The sequence below is a fragment of the Amycolatopsis regifaucium genome, assembly GCF_001613935.1.
GTDB lineage: Bacteria > Actinomycetota > Actinomycetes > Mycobacteriales > Pseudonocardiaceae > Amycolatopsis > Amycolatopsis regifaucium.
Map to the genome: position 1 here is coordinate 44,368 of NZ_LQCI01000018.1, position 15,774 is coordinate 60,141.

15 protein-coding genes are annotated in these 15,774 nt (G+C 67.8%); 9 read left to right on the forward strand and 6 right to left on the reverse strand.

The window, feature by feature from the left end:
- Window positions 1-158: 158 nt before the first annotated feature.
- Together AVL48_RS19825 and AVL48_RS19830 are read left to right on the forward strand one after the other, a co-directional pair.
- Complete coding sequence (locus AVL48_RS19825; RefSeq protein WP_061982171.1) at window positions 159-2,120, forward strand: elongation factor G; 1,962 nt, start codon at window positions 159-161, stop codon at window positions 2,118-2,120.
- Window positions 2,120-2,863 carry a GAF and ANTAR domain-containing protein gene (locus AVL48_RS19830; protein WP_061982172.1) on the forward strand — a complete coding sequence of 248 codons (744 nt, stop codon included), beginning with the start codon at window positions 2,120-2,122 and terminating at the stop codon, window positions 2,861-2,863. Before AVL48_RS19825 ends, AVL48_RS19830 begins: the two co-directional genes overlap by 1 nt.
- Here the strand turns inward: AVL48_RS19830 and AVL48_RS19835 are convergent.
- Together AVL48_RS19835 and AVL48_RS19840 are read right to left on the reverse strand one after the other, a co-directional pair.
- The gene (locus tag AVL48_RS19835) at window positions 2,860-3,999 is read right to left on the reverse strand and encodes a Gfo/Idh/MocA family protein (RefSeq protein ID WP_061982173.1); all 1,140 of its coding nucleotides are present in this window, start codon (window positions 3,997-3,999) and stop codon (window positions 2,860-2,862) included. The genes AVL48_RS19830 and AVL48_RS19835 overlap by 4 nt on opposite strands.
- A 226-nt stretch (window positions 4,000-4,225) precedes the next feature.
- Window positions 4,226-4,600 carry a MerR family transcriptional regulator gene (locus AVL48_RS19840; protein ID WP_061982174.1) on the reverse strand — a complete coding sequence of 125 codons (375 nt, stop codon included), beginning with the start codon at window positions 4,598-4,600 and terminating at the stop codon, window positions 4,226-4,228.
- A gap of 64 nt (window positions 4,601-4,664) precedes the next feature.
- Between AVL48_RS19840 and AVL48_RS19845 the strand changes: the two genes are divergently transcribed.
- On the forward strand, window positions 4,665-5,891 hold the full coding sequence (locus AVL48_RS19845) for an MFS transporter (RefSeq protein WP_061982175.1): 1,227 nt from the start codon (window positions 4,665-4,667) through the stop codon (window positions 5,889-5,891).
- Here the strand turns inward: AVL48_RS19845 and AVL48_RS19850 are convergent.
- A complete protein-coding gene (locus AVL48_RS19850) occupies window positions 5,812-6,708 on the reverse strand; it encodes a LysR family transcriptional regulator (RefSeq protein WP_061982176.1) in 897 nt (298 codons plus the stop codon). The genes AVL48_RS19845 and AVL48_RS19850 overlap by 80 nt on opposite strands.
- 86 nt (window positions 6,709-6,794) lie before the next feature.
- Here AVL48_RS19850 and AVL48_RS19855 point away from each other — a divergent pair, with 86 nt between their 5' ends.
- Window positions 6,795-8,135: an aspartate aminotransferase family protein gene (locus AVL48_RS19855; RefSeq protein WP_061982177.1), complete on the forward strand. Its 1,341-nt coding sequence runs from the start codon at window positions 6,795-6,797 to the stop codon at window positions 8,133-8,135.
- 296 nt (window positions 8,136-8,431) lie between these two features.
- On the opposite strand, the gene AVL48_RS38415 is transcribed toward AVL48_RS19855, so the two are convergent.
- Both AVL48_RS38415 and AVL48_RS19860 read right to left on the reverse strand, forming a co-directional pair.
- Window positions 8,432-8,593, reverse strand: a complete 162-nt coding sequence (locus tag AVL48_RS38415; RefSeq protein WP_244162486.1) for an alpha/beta fold hydrolase — start codon at window positions 8,591-8,593, stop codon at window positions 8,432-8,434.
- Between the two features lie 14 nt (window positions 8,594-8,607).
- The gene (locus AVL48_RS19860; RefSeq protein ID WP_061982178.1) at window positions 8,608-9,474 is read right to left on the reverse strand and encodes a bile acid:sodium symporter family protein; all 867 of its coding nucleotides are present in this window, start codon (window positions 9,472-9,474) and stop codon (window positions 8,608-8,610) included.
- Window positions 9,475-9,644: 170 nt separating this feature from the next.
- Here AVL48_RS19860 and AVL48_RS19865 point away from each other — a divergent pair, with 170 nt between their 5' ends.
- A complete protein-coding gene (locus AVL48_RS19865; protein WP_061982179.1) occupies window positions 9,645-10,670 on the forward strand; it encodes a medium chain dehydrogenase/reductase family protein in 1,026 nt (341 codons plus the stop codon).
- Between the two features lie 58 nt (window positions 10,671-10,728).
- Window positions 10,729-11,277: a DM13 domain-containing protein gene (locus AVL48_RS19870; protein ID WP_061982180.1), complete on the forward strand. Its 549-nt coding sequence runs from the start codon at window positions 10,729-10,731 to the stop codon at window positions 11,275-11,277.
- Here the strand turns inward: AVL48_RS19870 and AVL48_RS19875 are convergent.
- Window positions 11,274-11,906, reverse strand: coding sequence for a TetR/AcrR family transcriptional regulator (locus tag AVL48_RS19875; protein WP_061982181.1), 633 nt, complete (start codon window positions 11,904-11,906; stop codon window positions 11,274-11,276). The two genes, AVL48_RS19870 and AVL48_RS19875, sit on opposite strands and share 4 nt — an antisense overlap.
- A gap of 59 nt (window positions 11,907-11,965) precedes the next feature.
- On the opposite strand from AVL48_RS19875, the gene AVL48_RS19880 reads away from it, so the two are divergent.
- The 3 genes from AVL48_RS19880 to AVL48_RS19890 all read left to right on the forward strand — a co-directional run bounded on the left by AVL48_RS19880 (window position 11,966) and on the right by AVL48_RS19890 (window position 15,678).
- Window positions 11,966-12,397 carry an RpiB/LacA/LacB family sugar-phosphate isomerase gene (locus tag AVL48_RS19880; RefSeq protein ID WP_061982182.1) on the forward strand — a complete coding sequence of 144 codons (432 nt, stop codon included), beginning with the start codon at window positions 11,966-11,968 and terminating at the stop codon, window positions 12,395-12,397.
- Window positions 12,398-12,658: 261 nt separating this feature from the next.
- Window positions 12,659-14,299 (forward strand): glycosyl hydrolase family 18 protein, encoded by a 1,641-nt coding sequence (locus AVL48_RS19885; protein WP_061982183.1) that lies wholly within the window; start codon window positions 12,659-12,661, stop codon window positions 14,297-14,299.
- A 38-nt stretch (window positions 14,300-14,337) separates the two neighbouring features.
- Window positions 14,338-15,678, forward strand: a complete 1,341-nt coding sequence (locus tag AVL48_RS19890; protein WP_425266111.1) for a cellulose binding domain-containing protein — start codon at window positions 14,338-14,340, stop codon at window positions 15,676-15,678.
- Window positions 15,679-15,774: the final 96 nt, after the last annotated feature.

Sequence of the window (15,774 nt, forward strand, 5' to 3'; positions counted from 1 at the left end):
TCTTCAACGCTCCGTCGATAAATCGCGTGACCGGCCGGAAACACGCTGCTAACGTCCGGCCCGGCCAGGTGTTTTCCGAGAGAAGGAGAACGGCGTGCGGTGCGCTGTCGAGTCCCCGAGTCGTACGGACCTTTCGACAGCCCTGGAGCCGTTCATCCATGGAACACCTGAACATCGGAATTCTCGCCCATGTCGACGCCGGTAAGACGAGCCTGACGGAGCGCCTGCTCCATCACACCGGGGCCATCGGCACCCTCGGCCGCGTCGACGCCGGGGACACGCGTACCGACACGATGGAACTGGAACGCCGCCGCGGCATCACCATCCGCTCGGCCGTCGTCGCCTTTCGCGTCGGTGACCTGCGGGTCAACCTGATCGACACCCCCGGCCACCCGGATTTCATCGCCGAGGTCGAGCGCGCGCTGCGGGTGCTCGACGCCGTCGTCCTCGTCGTCTCAGCCGTCGAGGGCGTGCAAGCACAGACGCGAGTACTCATGCGCGCCCTCACCCGGCTGCGGATCCCCGTGGTGATCTTCGCCAACAAGATCGACCGCGCCGGCGCCCGCTTCGACGGGCTCCTCGCCGACCTCACCGAACGCCTCGGCGTCGCGTGCGTGCCGATGTCCGGCGTCGACGACCTCGGCACGGCGGACGCGAAGGTGCGGCCGCGCCCGGTCTCGCCGTCGGCCGCGCTCGCCGAAACGCTGGCCGAGCACAGCGACGACTTCCTGGCCGCGTACCTCGATGGCATGCCGACCGCCGAGGATTACCGAGCCGAAGTCGTCCGCCAGACCCGGTGCGGTGTCGTCTCCCCGGTCTTCTTCGGATCCGCGCACAGTGGCGAGGGGATCGCCGGCCTGACCGACGGCATCCGCGAATTCCTCGCCGGGACGGCGAAACCAGTGATCGACGACCAGCTGCGGGCCGCCGTGTTCAAGATCGAACGCGGCCGCGCCCACGAGAAGATCGCCTACCTCCGCGTGTTCTCCGGTGAGATCGGCGCGCGAGACGTCGTCAGGTTCCATCGCCGGGGACCGGGCGGGCCGGTCACGACGGAGGCGAAGGTGAGCGCGGTGCGCGTCTTCGAGGTCGGCGACGGCACCGTGGAGGCCCGCGCCCGGGCCGGGCAGATCGCCAAGGTCACCGGCCTCAAGGAGATCCGGATCGGTGACCAGGTCGGGGTCTTCGACGCCGAAGGGGCAGCGGCCCGGTTCCCGCCGCCCGCGTTGGAGACCGTGGTCGTTCCCGGCCGGTCCGAGGAAACGCCTTCGGTCTTCGCCGCCCTGCGGGAACTGGCGGAACAGGACCCGCTGATCTCCGCCGCGCAGGACGACGAGACCCGTCAGATCTCCGTACGGCTCTACGGCGAGGTGCAGAAGGAGATCATCGCGGAAACGCTCGCCGGGGAACACGGCCTCGACGTCGGGTTCGCCGCCACGCGGACGATCTGTGTCGAGCGGCCGATCGGCACCGGATCCTCACTGTGGGAGATCACCGAACCGCGGAACCCGTACTTCGCGACACTCGGCCTCCGTGTGGAGCCCGGCGCTCCCGGATCGGGACTGAACTTCGGCCTCGACGTCGAACTCGGCTCCCTCCCCCTCGCCTTCCACAAGGCCATCGAGGAGGCGGTCGAGGCGGCACTGCGGCACGGACCGTCCGGCTGGGAGGTCGTCGACTGCGTGGTGACCATCACCCACACCGGCTACTTCAGCCCGGTCAGCGCGGCGGGCGACTTCCGCAAGGTCGCCCCGCTCGCGTTACGGGAGGCACTGGAGGCGGCGGGGACGGAGATACTGGAACCGATCAGCCGCGTCGAACTGGAGTTGCCCGCCGACGTGGTGAACGTGACGCTGTCCCGGTTGATCGAACTCGGCGGGATCGTCACCGGTTCGGTGCTCCGCGGCGACCGGGCCGAACTGACCGGCACCCTGCCAACCGGGCAGGTCACCGGGTTCGAACGGCGGCTTCCCGGCCTCTCCCGCGGCGAGGGGCTGCTGACCAGTGAGCCGGGCGGCCACCGGCCGATGGTTAGTCCGAATCGTCCAACGTCCCCGAACCCGGACCGAGTAAGTTCGGAAGGTCGGCGCAACCAGGCCGGCCATGGGAAAGGGACATGATGGATCAGTTTCGCGACACCACCTCGGCGTTGCGAGAGCTCACCGAGTCGATCCGGCTCGACGAGTCCCGCGACGAGCTGCTGGTGCGGGTGGCGAAGAAGGTGGTCGGCCTGCTGCCTCAAGCGGACGCGGCCACCGTCACGCTCTACGAAAACGACGAACCGAGCACCGTCGCCGCCACCGACGAGTCCCTGCTTCCCTTGGACAAGACCCAGTACAGCGCCGACGAGGGCCCGTGCTTGACGGCGGCCCGAACCGGGACGATCGTCCGGACCCGGCTGGAGACCGCGTCCGTCCGCTGGCCCGATTTCGCGGCCGCCGCCGAGCAACTGGGTGTCCGGACCGCGCTGGCCTGCCCGTTGTTCCTCCCTGACGACGGGCACGGCTACCGGCGCCGCGACACCGAGCCGCTGGCAGGCGCGCTCAACGTCTGGAGCTACTCCGAGAACGCCTTCGACCCGGTCGAGTCGGCGCTGATCGCGATGTTCACCTCGGCGATCTCGGCGATCGTCCTGACCGCGTCCCGCTGGGCCGCCGCCGAAAAGCAGGCGGAGTCCCTGGTCGCCGCGCTGGAGACCAGGGACTCCATCGCCACCGCGAAGGGCATCGTGATGGCACGTCTGGAACTGAACGCCGACGAGGCGTTCCGGTGGCTCACGGAGGCGTCACAGCACACGAACCGGAAGATCCGGGAGATCTCGGTGCTGATCGCCGAAGACCCGAAAGCCGTGTTCGGGCGCTAGCCCAGCGAGATCCGTCGGTTCTCCCGTGACGACTCGAGGCCTGCCTCCGCGAGCCGGATGCCGCGGACACCCGCCATGAAGTCGTAGGGGTGCGGCGCGTCCTCCACGACGTGCCGGATGAACTGGTCCCACTGGGCGCGGAAGCCGTTGCCGAACTCCTCGTTGTCCGGCACCTCCTGCCACTGGGCGCGGTAGGACCGGGTCTCGGCCAGATCGGGGTTCCACACCGGCTTCGGCGTGGCCTCCCTCGGCTGGATGACGCACCGGTGCAGACCCGCGACCGCGCTCCCGCGCGTGCCGTCGACCTGGAACTCCACCAGTTCGTCGCGATGGACCCGCACGCACCAGGACGAGTTGAGCTGGGCGATGACACCGCCTTCGAGCTCGAAGATCGCGTACGCGGCGTCGTCGGCGGTGGCCGGGTAGCGCTCACCCTTCTCGTCGACGCGCTCCGGGATGTGGGTGACGGCCTTCGCGGTCACGGCGTTGACGGCGCCGAAGAGGTTCTCCAGCACGTAGTTCCAGTGGCAGAACATGTCGACGACGATGCCGCCGCCGTCTTCGGCACGATAGTTCCAGCTCGGGCGCTGCGCGCTCTGCCAGTCACCCTCGAAGACCCAGTAGCCGAACTCGCCGCGCACGGAGAGCACCTGCCCGAAGAAGCCGCTGTCGAGCAGCCGCTTCAGCTTGAGCAGGCCGGGCAGGTACAGCTTGTCGTGGACGACGCCGTTCTTGACCCCGGCCGCCTCCGCGTGCCGCGCCAGGGCGAGCGCGCCTTCGACCGACTCCGCGACCGGCTTTTCGGTGTAGATGTGCTTGCCCGCGTCGATGGCGCGGACGATCGACTTCTCCCGGACGGCGGTCAGCTGCGCGTCGAAGTAGAGCGGGAGGTCGTCGTCGCCGAGCGCCGCGTCGAGGTCGGTGGTCCAGCGGGTCAGCCCGTGCCGCGTGGCGATTTCTTCGAGCTTGTCCGCGTTACGGCCCACCAGGACCGGCTCCAGCAGGACCCGTGACCCGTCGGACAGTTCGACCCCACCCGCCTCGTTGATCGCCAGGACCGAGCGCACCAGGTGCTGCCGGTAGCCCATCCGCCCGGTGACGCCGTTCATCACGACGCCGAGTGTCCGCGTGGTCATCCGTTCTCCTTTGAAAGCGCTTTCTCAGTATCGAGACTCAAGAATCAGGCGGCGGCCGCGCGCAACCCCGACCGGTGCCGCCCAATCTTGAAAGCGCTTTCTCGCGGTGTCAAGTAGCCGGGAGACGATGGGGACTTTCCCCACAGGACACCACTTCCGCAATTCGTCCTCTGGATGCGGTAGTTGCACGTGCATGTACCGCCTCCAGAGGACCAACGATGGTGCGTCAAGAAACGGCGGGGTCGTAGGCGCGGACGGCGTGGAGGTACTCGGTGATGGCGTCCCGGTTGCGGAGCAGGCATTCGGCGCGCCGGGTCATCCGGTCACGTTCACTCTCCAGGGTCTGGAGCATTTCCGGGGTCGCGTCCGGGAAGTAGATCTGCCGGGGCTTGTCCAGGCACGGCAGGATCTGCTTGATGATCCGCGTCGGCAGCCCGGCGTCGAGCAGACCGCGAACCTGGATGACCCTGTCGACCGACGACTCGTCGTAATCCCGGTAGCCGTTGGCCTGCCGTCGCGAGACGATGAGACCCTGCTCTTCGTAGTACCGCAGCAGACGACGCGACGTCCCCGTCCGCTCGGACAGCTCTCCGATCCGCATGTGCGCCACCTCACCCTGGCCGACTTGACCTTCACATCTATGTGATGGTTCGAGCATACGGAGCATGACTCCGAAACTCCCACTCGGCGCGCTCCTCGCGCTGACCACCGCGGCGTTCGTCACCGTCCTCACCGAAGCCCTGCCCGCGGGCGTGCTGCCCGCGATGAGCGCCGGTCTCGGCGTGAGCGAAGCCGCGACCGGGCAACTCGTGACGGTGTACGCGATCGGCACCGCGCTCACCGCGATCCCCCTGTCCGCGGCCACGTCCGGCTGGCGGCGCAAACGCTTGCTGCTGGCCGGCGTCACCGGTTTCGCCGTCGCCAACACGGTCACGGCGCTGTCCACGAACTACCCGCTCACGCTCGGCGCGCGCTTCGTCGCCGGTGTCGCCGCGGGTGTCGTCTGGGCACTGCTGGCCGGTTACGCGCGGCGGCTGGCGCCGGAGCCGGTGCAGGGCAAGGCGATCGCCGTCGTGATGACCGGTATCCCGCTCGCGCTTTCGCTCGGCATCCCCGCGGGCACGTTCCTGGGTGGCGCCTTCGGCTGGCAAGTGACGTTCTCGCTCATGTCGCTGATCGCACTCGGCCTCCTCGGCTGGATCGCGCTGGCCGTCCCCGACTTCCCGGGACAGGACAAGGGCGGCAGGCTCCCCGTGCGGGCGACCCTCGCCGTGCCCGGCGTGACCGCGGTTCTCTTCGTGACGCTGACCTTCGTGTTGGCGCACAACGTCCTCTACACCTACATCGCCACCTTCCTCGAATCCGTGTCGATGGGCGGCGCGGTCGAGGAGATCCTGCTGGTGTTCGGACTGGCATCGATGGTCAGTATCTGGATCGTCGGTCACTTCATCGACCGGCGACTGCGCTTCCTGAGCGTCGCGAGCACCCTTCTCGTCGCCCTTGGCGCGACGATTCTGGCTCTGCTGGGCGAAAGTCCGGTAATGGTCTACCTGGCGGCGACCTTGTGGGGGCTCGGCTGGGGCGGCGTCCCGACGCTGCTGCAGACCGCCGCCGCGCGGGCGGGCGACAAAGGCGGCGCGGCGGACATCGCGCAGGCCATGCTCGTCACGCTGTGGAACGCCGCGATGGCGGGCGGCGGGATCGCCGGCGGCGTCCTCCTCGACGGCTTCGGCCCCGGGTCGTTCCCCTGGAGCGTGCTGGTATTGCTGGTACCGACGCTGGCCGTGGTCCTGCTGGCCCGGCGGAACGGGTTCACAACGGCAACTCCGGATGACTCCGGATCGCCTCGAGAACCAGGTCGACAGCGGCGCGAGGCGCGGACCCGCGCCTGATCGCCGCGGTGATGGAGCGGGTGACCGGCGTCGCGAGTTCGCGCGTGGCGACGTGGTAGCGCTTGTCGACGGCGAGGCCGGGCAGCAACGCGATCGCGAGCCCGGCCTCGACGTGCTGCAACGTCATCATGTAGTTGCTGAACCGGCACACCACTCGCGGTTCGAACCCGGCTTCACGGCAGAGCCGGGTGGCGAGGTTCGCCATGTACGACTGGGGGACGTCGAACGCCCAGGGCTCGTTCGCGTAGGCGGAAAGGTCGGCGGGGCCACGGCCGGCGGCCGGATGACCGGGTGGGACCACGAGGACGATCGGGTCGGTCGCGATCGGCACGAGATCGACGTCCGGCCCCAGCGGCTGCTCGACGAAATCCGTGGTGGTGATGATGACGTCGGCGTCGCCGACCCGGAGCGCGGGCAGGCTGGCGTGCGGTTCGAGTTCGAGCAGTTCGATGTCCAGTTGCGGATGCGAGCGGGCCAGCCGGGTCACCGCGGGGACGGCGATGGTGTGGATCGCGCTCTGGAAGGCGCCGAGGCGGACCAGCCCCGCCGGTGCTTCGCCGAGGCTGCGTAACTCGGCCTCGACGGTCTCCATGTGATCGAGGATCGCTCTCGCCCGGCGGGCCAGCATCGACCCGGCCGGGGTCAGCCGGACACGCCGCCCGGTGCGCTCCAGCAACCGCGTCCGCGTTTCGGCCTCGAGGACCGCGAGCTGCTGGGACACGCTGGACGCGCTCAAGTTGGCCGCCTTCGCGACCGCGCGGACCGTGCCGAGGGTGTCCAGCCGGCTCAGCAGGCTGAGCCTCCAGGGGTTGAGCATGACCTCATTGTTGTACGGATCAGCCGAACAGCACAGCCGGAATTGTGAGCTGGACGTGTCGCTCGGCAGCGCCTTACCGTCGGGGCATGGCTGCTCCGACCACTGACCTGACCTCCGCGGACCGTTTCTGGGCCGACGCCGACCGGCACCTCGTGCGCTACGCCGGGGCCGGCGACTTCACCCGCGAGATCATCGACCACGCCGCCGGGAGCTATCTGTTCACCGAATCCGGGCGGCGGATCCTCGACTTCACCTCCGGGCAGATGAGCGCGATCCTCGGCCATTCGCATCCCGAGATCGTCGCCACCGTACGGCGCCAGATCGGTTCGCTCGATCACCTCTTCAGCGGGATGCTGAGCCGTCCCGTCGTCGACCTCGCCCGGCGGCTCGCCGAGACTTTGCCGTCACCGCTGGAAAAAGCGCTACTGCTGACCACCGGCGCGGAGTCGAACGAAGCCGCGATCCGGATGGCCAAATTGGTGACCGGGAAACACGAGATCGTGTCGTTCGCCCGGTCGTGGCACGGGATGACGCACGCGGCGGCGAGCGCGACCTACAGCGCGGGGCGCAAGGGTTACGGCCCGTCGGCGCCGGGCAACTTCGCCATCCCCGCGCCGAATTCCTATCGGCCGGACTTCCTCGACAGTGCAGGCGAACTGGACTGGCGGCGCCAACTGGACTTCGGGTTCGAGATGATCGACGCCCAGTCCGTGGGCAGCCTCGCGGCGTGCGTCGTCGAACCGATCCTCAGCTCGGGCGGGATCGTCGAACCGCCTGTGGGGTATTTCGCCGCTCTGCGGGAGAAGTGCCGAGAACGCGGAATGCTCCTGATCCTCGACGAAGCCCAGACCGGCTTGTGCCGCACGGGAAACTGGTACGCCTTCGAACGCGACGGCGTCGTCCCCGACATCCTGACCCTGTCCAAAACGCTCGGCGCCGGGCTCCCGCTGGCGGCGGTGATCACGAGCGCGGAACTCGAACAGGAGGCACACGACCGCGGCTACCTGTTCTTCACCACGCACGTCGCGGACCCGCTGGTGGCGGCCGTCGGGAACACCGTGCTCGACGTCCTCACCCGCGACCGTCTCGACGAACGCGCCACCGAACTGGGCGCCTTCCTTCGTCGAGGCCTCGACGACCTCGCCGTCCGTCATCCCGTCATCGGCGACGTCCGCGGGCGAGGCCTGCTGGTCGGCGTCGAACTCGTCGTGGACCGCGAGACGAAGCGGAGTTCGGACGAGCTGGGCGCGCTGGTCACGCGACGGTGCCTGGAACTGGGGCTGCACATGAACATCGTGCAGCTGCCGGGGATGGGCGGGGTGTTCCGGATCGCTCCGCCGTTGACGGCGACGGAGGAGGAACTGGCGGAAGGGATCGCCGTGCTGGATGAGGCGATCGGGGACGCTTGCGTTCAGTTCGGGCTCTGAGTCGTGAGCCAGGTGAGTCGTGATCGGCAATGAGCTTGATCAACGGAAGATTGGGGACGTTGAGTGTCCCGGATCCTCCGTTGATCAAGGTCTGAGACCGGGCGACCCGTCCGACTTTGCCGTTCGCGGGCATGAACCTACGACACCCTCCGCACTTAGTCGGCTAATGGCTATCCCTTACAAGAGGCCGAGAACTCCCCCAGCAACCGAGCCACCTTTCCCGGCCGCTCCAGAAACGGTGAATGCCCCGCACCCTCCACGATCTCCACCCGCCATGCCCAGCAGATCCACCCGGATCACGTGATGCTCCGAAGACAGCTCCGCGTAAGGCTGTCGAACCAGTGCACCGAGCCGCAATACCCGTGCAGCAGTACCAGCGGCGCGCCCGCTCCGTCCTGTCTGACATGGACGGCGACGCCGTTCACGTCGAGGATGTCGCCGATGGGAACACGTCGCACCCCAGCAAAGTAGCTCAGGCCGGTGCGCGCTCCTGGCTGCGGGACAACAGGAAGGCGGCGATCCCGGCGGGGAAGAACATGAGCACGCCGTAGATCCCGGCGGGGACGGCCATCGTCTCGTCGCCGAGCACGGAGATCGCCACCGCGATCGCGAGGGTGGCGTTGTGGATGCCGATCTCCATGGCGGACGCGATCGACTGCCCTCGGTCCACTCGGAACAGACGGGGCACGAAGTACCCGATCGTGAGACTGAGCACGGACAACGCCAGCGCCACCGGCCCGAGTGTCCCGATATTGTCCAGCAGGGTCTGGAATTCCTGCGTGATCGCGGCCGCGATCACCAGTACGAGCACGACGGCGGAGGCGATCTTGACCGGTTCGCGCATCCGCTCCGCCCAGTCGGTGAACCGGCCGCGTACCGCCATTCCGAGCACGACCGGGATCAGCACGATCGCGAACACCTGCACGAACTTCGCCGGTTGAAGGCCGAGCGACGCGTCGCCGTCGAGGAACTCCGCCATCGACAGACCGACCACGAGCGGCAGGGTGAACACGGCCAGCACGGAGTTGATCGCCGTGAGCGTGACGTTGAGGGCGACGTCGCCGCCCGCCAGGTGACTGAACAGGTTCGCCGACGTCCCGCCGGGTGAGGCGACGAGCAGCATCATCCCGACCGCGAGCACCCCGTCGAGGCCGAACAGCAGGATGAGGCCGACGCAGCCGGCCGGCAGCAAGATCATTTGGCACACCAGCGCGATGACGGCGGCCTTCGGGTATTTCAGCACCCGGGTGAAGTCGCCGACGGTCAAGGTCAGCCCCAGTCCGAACATGACCAGTGCCAGCGCTATCGGCAGGAGGATCGAAAACATCGCCGAACCCATCGAGGGGCCTCCGTCCGATATGCCGTTTTTCAGAGCGGCAATCGTGTCAAGCGGCACCAACCCGGTCAAGGCACCGAAACCCAGCCGTGACCCCGCTTGACATTACCGAGAGCAGCGCTCACTATGGTTACATACTATAACATCCGCTATATCCCCTTAAGAGGTTCGTGATGAGCAAGCTGACCGAGGTAGTGCTGCCGGGCAAGGTCGAACCGGAAGGCCTGGAGCTGCGGGAACGTCCGCTTCCCGAGCCCGGCCCCGGTCAGGTCGTGATCGCGATGGAGGCGACCGGGGTCTCGTTCGCCGAACAGCAGATGCGCCGCGGCAAGTACTACGACCAGCCGCCGTTCCCCTTCGTGCCCGGCTACGACCTGGTTGGCAGGGTGCTGACCACCGGCGACGGAGTCGACCGCGCGCTGACCGGCCGCCGGGTCGCCGCGCTGACGAAGGTCGGGAGCTGGGCCAGCCACGTACTCCTCGACGCCGCCGACGTCGTCGAAGTCCCGGACGGACTCGGTGCCGCGGAAGCCGAGACCGCCGTGATCAACGGGATCACCGCCTGGCAGATGCTGCACCGCAAGGCCGGCGTGCGCGCCGGGCAGACGATCCTGGTCCACGGCGCGAACGGCGGGGTCGGTTCACTGCTGGTGCAACTCGCCACCCAGACCGGGGTGAAGGTGCTCGGCACCGCCTCGAAGCGGCACCACGAAGTGTTGCGGCGCATGGGAGTCACGCCGATCGACTACCGCACCGAGGACGTCCCCGCCCGCGTCCGCGAACTCGCGCCCGAGGGCGTGCACGCCATCTTCGACCACGTCGGTGGCGACAGTGTGGTCGCGTCGTGGCGGTTGCTCGCCCGCGGCGGCACGCTCGTCTCCTACGGCAGCGCCGCCACCCGCGACGTCGAAGGCTCCAAGCAGCTGCCGGTGCTCAAGATCCTCGCCCGGGTCCTGTGGTGGAACAGCCTGCCCAATGGCCGCAGCGCGTACTTCTTCAACGTCTGGGCAGGCCGCTCCTTCGCCAAGAACCGCTTCCGCACCCGCCTGCGCGCCGACCTCACCCAGGTTTTCGCGGCGCTGCGGAACGGCACGATCACGGCGCAGGTCGCGGCGCGGCTGCCGTTGAGCCGGGTCGCGGAGGCGATGCGGCTGGCCGAATCCGGCACGGTCACGGGCAAGGTGGTGCTGACACCGTAAGAGATCGGTAAGCGCGCCGACCCGGCATTCCGGACACCGCTCGCGGTTGAATGACGCCATGAATCGCAAGCGGGTGCTCACCGTCCTGGCGGCCGGGCTGGTAGTGGCGGTGGCGGCGGGACTGTACTGGTTCCAGCCTTGGCAGCTCTGGGTGAACGAGACGGTCCAGGAGGCGCTGCCCGCCGTCCAGACCTCCGCCCCGCCTTCCGGGAGCGCCGCTTCCGCGAGTGCCGCTCCCGCACCGAAAGAGCCCGCCGTAGTGGCGACCGGCGAACTGATCAGTCACGAGCACACGACCAGCGGCAGCGTCCGGATCCTGCGTGCGGCCGACGGATCACTGGTGCTGCGCCTGGAGAACCTCGACACGAGCAACGGCCCCGATCTGCGGGTCTGGCTCACCGACGCGCCGGTCCTGCCGGGCAAGGACGGCTGGTTCGTGTTCGACGACGGCGCCCACATGAGCGCCGGGAAACTCAAGGGCAACAAGGGAAGCCAGAACTACACCCTGCCGGCGGGCACCGATCTGGCGCGCTATTCGAGCGTGACCATCTGGTGCGAGCGGTTCAGCGTCTCCTTCGGTGCGGCGTCGCTGGCCAAGAAGGTCTAGGTCGCGAGCCGGTCCACGGCGTATTCCAGTTCCGCGCGGACGGCGCGCAGGTCGATGCCGCCCGGATCGATGATCGCCGCCACCGCGATTCCCCGCAGCTGCCCGACCATCGCCGCCGCGTAGGCGTCGGGATCACGGACACCCGAGATGGACCCGTCCGCGATCCCGGCGGCCACGGTCTGCGCGATCGCGAACCGGTACCGGCGATCGGCCACGGTCATCGCCGACCGCACCGCCGGATCGCCGACGGTCGCGTCCGTCCACAGCACCACGAACGCCCGGTTCAGCGGCGGCATGTCGGTGAGCAGCTCGAAGAAGATGTCCAGCAGCGCGCGCAGCATGTCCATCGGACTGGGCGTCAGGCCACCGGTCCTGGTGGCCACGGCGGCGCCGAAAGCGTCGGCGAACTTCTCCGCCGCGAACTCGACCAGCCGCTGCACCAGCGTCTCCTTGGAGCCGAACAGCTGGTAGACGACGCCGCTGGGATAACCGGTCCTGGCGCAGATCATGCCGATTTTCAGCCGGGCGAAGCCGCCCTCGCCGATGAGGCGGGCGGCGGTGTCGAGAATCCGCTTCCTCGCCATCTCCTGATCGCGCTGGACCTGGCGCTCCTCGGCAGACGAGTCCACGCCGCGATCCTCCCACGAGTTCCGGCTCGTCACCTGTCGGCGCGGCGTACGATTCGGGCATGAAGATCGCCTTCGCGGCCGACGACCGGAATTCGACCACGGACGCCGTCCGGGCCTTCCTCGCCGAAGCCGGTCACGAGGTGCTCCTCCCGGTGACGTCGGAAGCCTGGCCGGAGCTCGGCGCGGCGGTGGGCAAGGCGGTCGCCGACGGCGAGGCCGACTACGGCGTCGTCATGTGCTGGACGGGGACGGGCACGGCCATCGCGGCCAACAAGGTCCCCGGCGTCCGCGCGGCGCTGGCCTGGGACACCTGGATCGCCGCGGGCGCGCGGAAATGGAACGACGCCAATGTGCTGGCGCTGAGCCTCAAACGGCTCGCCCCCGACGTGGCCGTCGAAATCACCGACGTGTTCCTTTCCGGTATCGCAGCGGACCCCGATGAATCCGCGAATATCGCCCGGCTCGGCGAAATGGACGAACCTCGCCGATAACGGCACCGGACCAGTGAACGACTAACGCTGTCGAACGTATTAGGCCGTTCGCAGGAAAATCACCACTCTGCGTAATGACGCTTCCCATATTGGTCCAGACCACGTACCGTCTCCCGCAACAAAGCGTTCCCCCGTGGAGGTGGTCGATGAAGACACATCCCCGCCTGCCCGGCTTCCGCCGAGGCAACGCGATGTCGCTGATTTCGCTTTGACGGAATCCTCTCCAAGATCATTTCCCTGCACCGGGTTGTAAGGAGTGAAATGTCGAGAAAAAGATGGCATCTGATCGGCCTGTTCACGGCCGTCGCCGCGCTGGCCGTCGGTCTGGTGACCGTCCCGGCGAACGCGGCGGGCGGGGTCGGCGCCTCGCTGACCAAGGGGTCGGACTGGGGGTCCGGCTGGGAAGGTAAGTACACGATCACCAACAACTCGGGGGCGGCCCTCACCTCCTGGACCCTGGAGTTCGACCTCGCCAACGGGCACTCGATCGCTTCGCTGTGGGACGGTAGCTACACCGTCTCAGGCCAGCACGTGACGGTGAAGAACACCTGGAACGGCAACCTTTCCAACGGCGCCTCCACCAGCTTCGGCTTCAACGTCAAGTACTCCGGCACCTACACCGCGCCCGCCAACTGCAAGATCAACGGCGGCTCCTGCGACCCAGGTGGCGGCAACCCGACCACGACGCCGACCAGCCCGACCACCACGACGTCGAATCCCCCGACGTCGACCAGCACGAGCAACCCGCCGACCACGACGACGACTTCGAACCCGAACCCGGGCGCGAAGAAGAACCTCGGCTACTTCGTGCAGTGGGGCGTCTACGGGCGCAACTACCACGTGAAGAACATTCACACTTCTGGTTCCGCGGCCAAGCTGACGCACATCAACTACGCGTTCGGCAACGTCACCAACGGCTCCTGCACCGCGAATGACGACACCTACGCCGACTACGACAAGTTCTACGACGCCGGGTCCAGTGTGGACGGTGTCGCGGACAGCTGGGACGCGGGCGCGCTGCGCGGTAACTTCAACCAGCTGCGCAAGCTGAAGAAGATGTACCCGGGCCTGAAGGTGCTGTGGTCGTTCGGTGGCTGGACCTGGTCCGGCGGCTTCGGCCAGGCGTCGAAGAACCCGGCCGCCTTCGCGGAATCCTGCTACAAGCTGATCAAGGACCCGCGCTGGGCCGACGTGTTCGACGGCATCGACATCGACTGGGAATACCCGAACGCCTGCGGGCTCACCTGTGACACCAGCGGTCCCGCCGCGATCAAGAACGTGGCACAGGCGCTGCGTACCAAGTTCGGCTCCTCGTTCCTGGTCACCGCCGCGATCACCGCGGACGCCAGCAGCGGCGGCAAGATCGACGCCGCCGACTACGGCCCCGCGTCGGCGTACTTCGACTGGTACAACGTGATGACGTACGACTTCTTCGGCGCGTGGGCGGCGCAAGGACCGACGGCCCCGCACTCGCCGCTGACCTCGTACCCCGGTATCCCGCAGCAGGGCTTCAACTCCGACGAAGCCATCCAGAAGCTCAAGGCCAAGGGTGTCCCGGCGAACAAACTGTTGCTGGGCATCGGTTTCTACGGCCGCGGCTGGACCGGCGTCACGCAGGACGCCCCGGGCGGCACCGCGACCGGCGCGGCACCGGGCACCTACGAGGCGGGCATCGAGGATTACAAGATCCTCAAGAACAGCTGCCCGTCGACCGGCACGATCGCGGGCACGGCGTACGCGAAGTGCGGCAACAACTGGTGGAGCTATGACACTCCCGCGACCATCAACGGAAAGATGGGCTGGACCAAGAACCAGGGTCTCGGCGGCGCGTTCTTCTGGGAGCTCAGTGGTGACACCTCCAACGGTGAACTCGTAACGGCCATGCGCAACGGCCTGAACTGAGAGGTTTGACAGTGGGCAAGCGGACTTGGATCCAGGCCGTGGGCCTGGCCGCCGCTGCCGCAACGGCCGGCGCGGTCCTCGTGATCGCGCCGGCCTCCGCGGCCGGCGGCATCGGCGCCGCCTTCAGCAAGGGCTCCGATTGGGGCTCCGGCTGGGAAGGCAAGTACACGATCAGCAACAACTCGGGCTCATCCCTTCCCACGTGGACGGTCGAATTCGATCTTCCCTCCGGACATTCGATCGCTTCACTGTGGGACGGCAGCTATTCCGTCTCCGGCCAGCACGTGACCGTGAAGAACACCTGGAACGGCAACCTTTCCAACGGCGGCAGCACCAGTTTCGGGTTCAACGTCAAGTACTCCGGGGGCTACGTCGCCCCGGCGAACTGCAAGCTCAACGGTGGGTCCTGTGACCCGGGTGGCGGCACCCCGACCACGACGCCGACCACTCCGACCACCACGACGTCGAATCCGCCCACGACGACCACGAGCAATCCGCCGCTGCCCGGCGGCCGTGGGGCGCCGTATCTGTACCTGGGCTGGGGCAGCCCGCCGAACCCGCAGACGGTCATGAACGCGACCGGGATCAAGTGGTTCACGATGGCGTTCATCCTGTCCTCCGGTGGGTGCAATCCCGCGTGGGACGGCAGCAGGCCGTTGCAGGGTGGCGTCGACGCGAACGCGATCGCGCAGATCAAGGCAGCGGGCGGGCAGATCGTGCCGTCCTTCGGCGGGTGGAGCGGCAACAAGCTCGGCCCGAACTGCTCGACGCCGGAAGCGCTCGCCGGGGCCTACCAGAAGGTGATCGACGCCTACGGGCTCAAGGCGATCGACATCGACATCGAGAACACCGACGAGTTCGAGAACGCGGTCGTGCAGGACCGGGTCCTGAACGCGCTGAAGATCGTGAAGGCGAACAACCCCGGTATCCAGACCATCCTCACCTTCGGCACGACGACCAGCGGCCCGAACTCCTGGGGCCAGCGGCTGATCGACCAGTCGAAGGCGCTGAACGCCGGGATCGACGTCTACACGATCATGCCGTTCGACTTCGGTGGTGGCGCGGACATGTACGGCAACACCATCAGTGCCGCGAACGGCCTGCGGGACAAGCTGAAGTCGACGTTCGGGTGGAACGACGCCACGGCGTACGGCCACCTGGGCATCAGCGGCATGAACGGTCTCTCGGACCAGCGGGAACTGACGAGCCTCGACACCTGGACCCGGATCACCAACTGGGCCAAGACCAACAAGATCGCCAGGCTCGCGTTCTGGTCGACCAACCGTGACCGGGGCTGCCCTAACGGCGGCGTCGCCGAGAACTGCAGTGGCATCGCGCAGAACGACTGGGACTTCACGCGGATCACCGCCGGCTTCTGACGTCCCTCTCCCTGAAGTATCCCCGAACTGCGGGCCCGCACCGAAGCTGCACGGTGCGGGCCCGCTCCACGTTCCTCTCTCCCCGCGTTTCGTCCT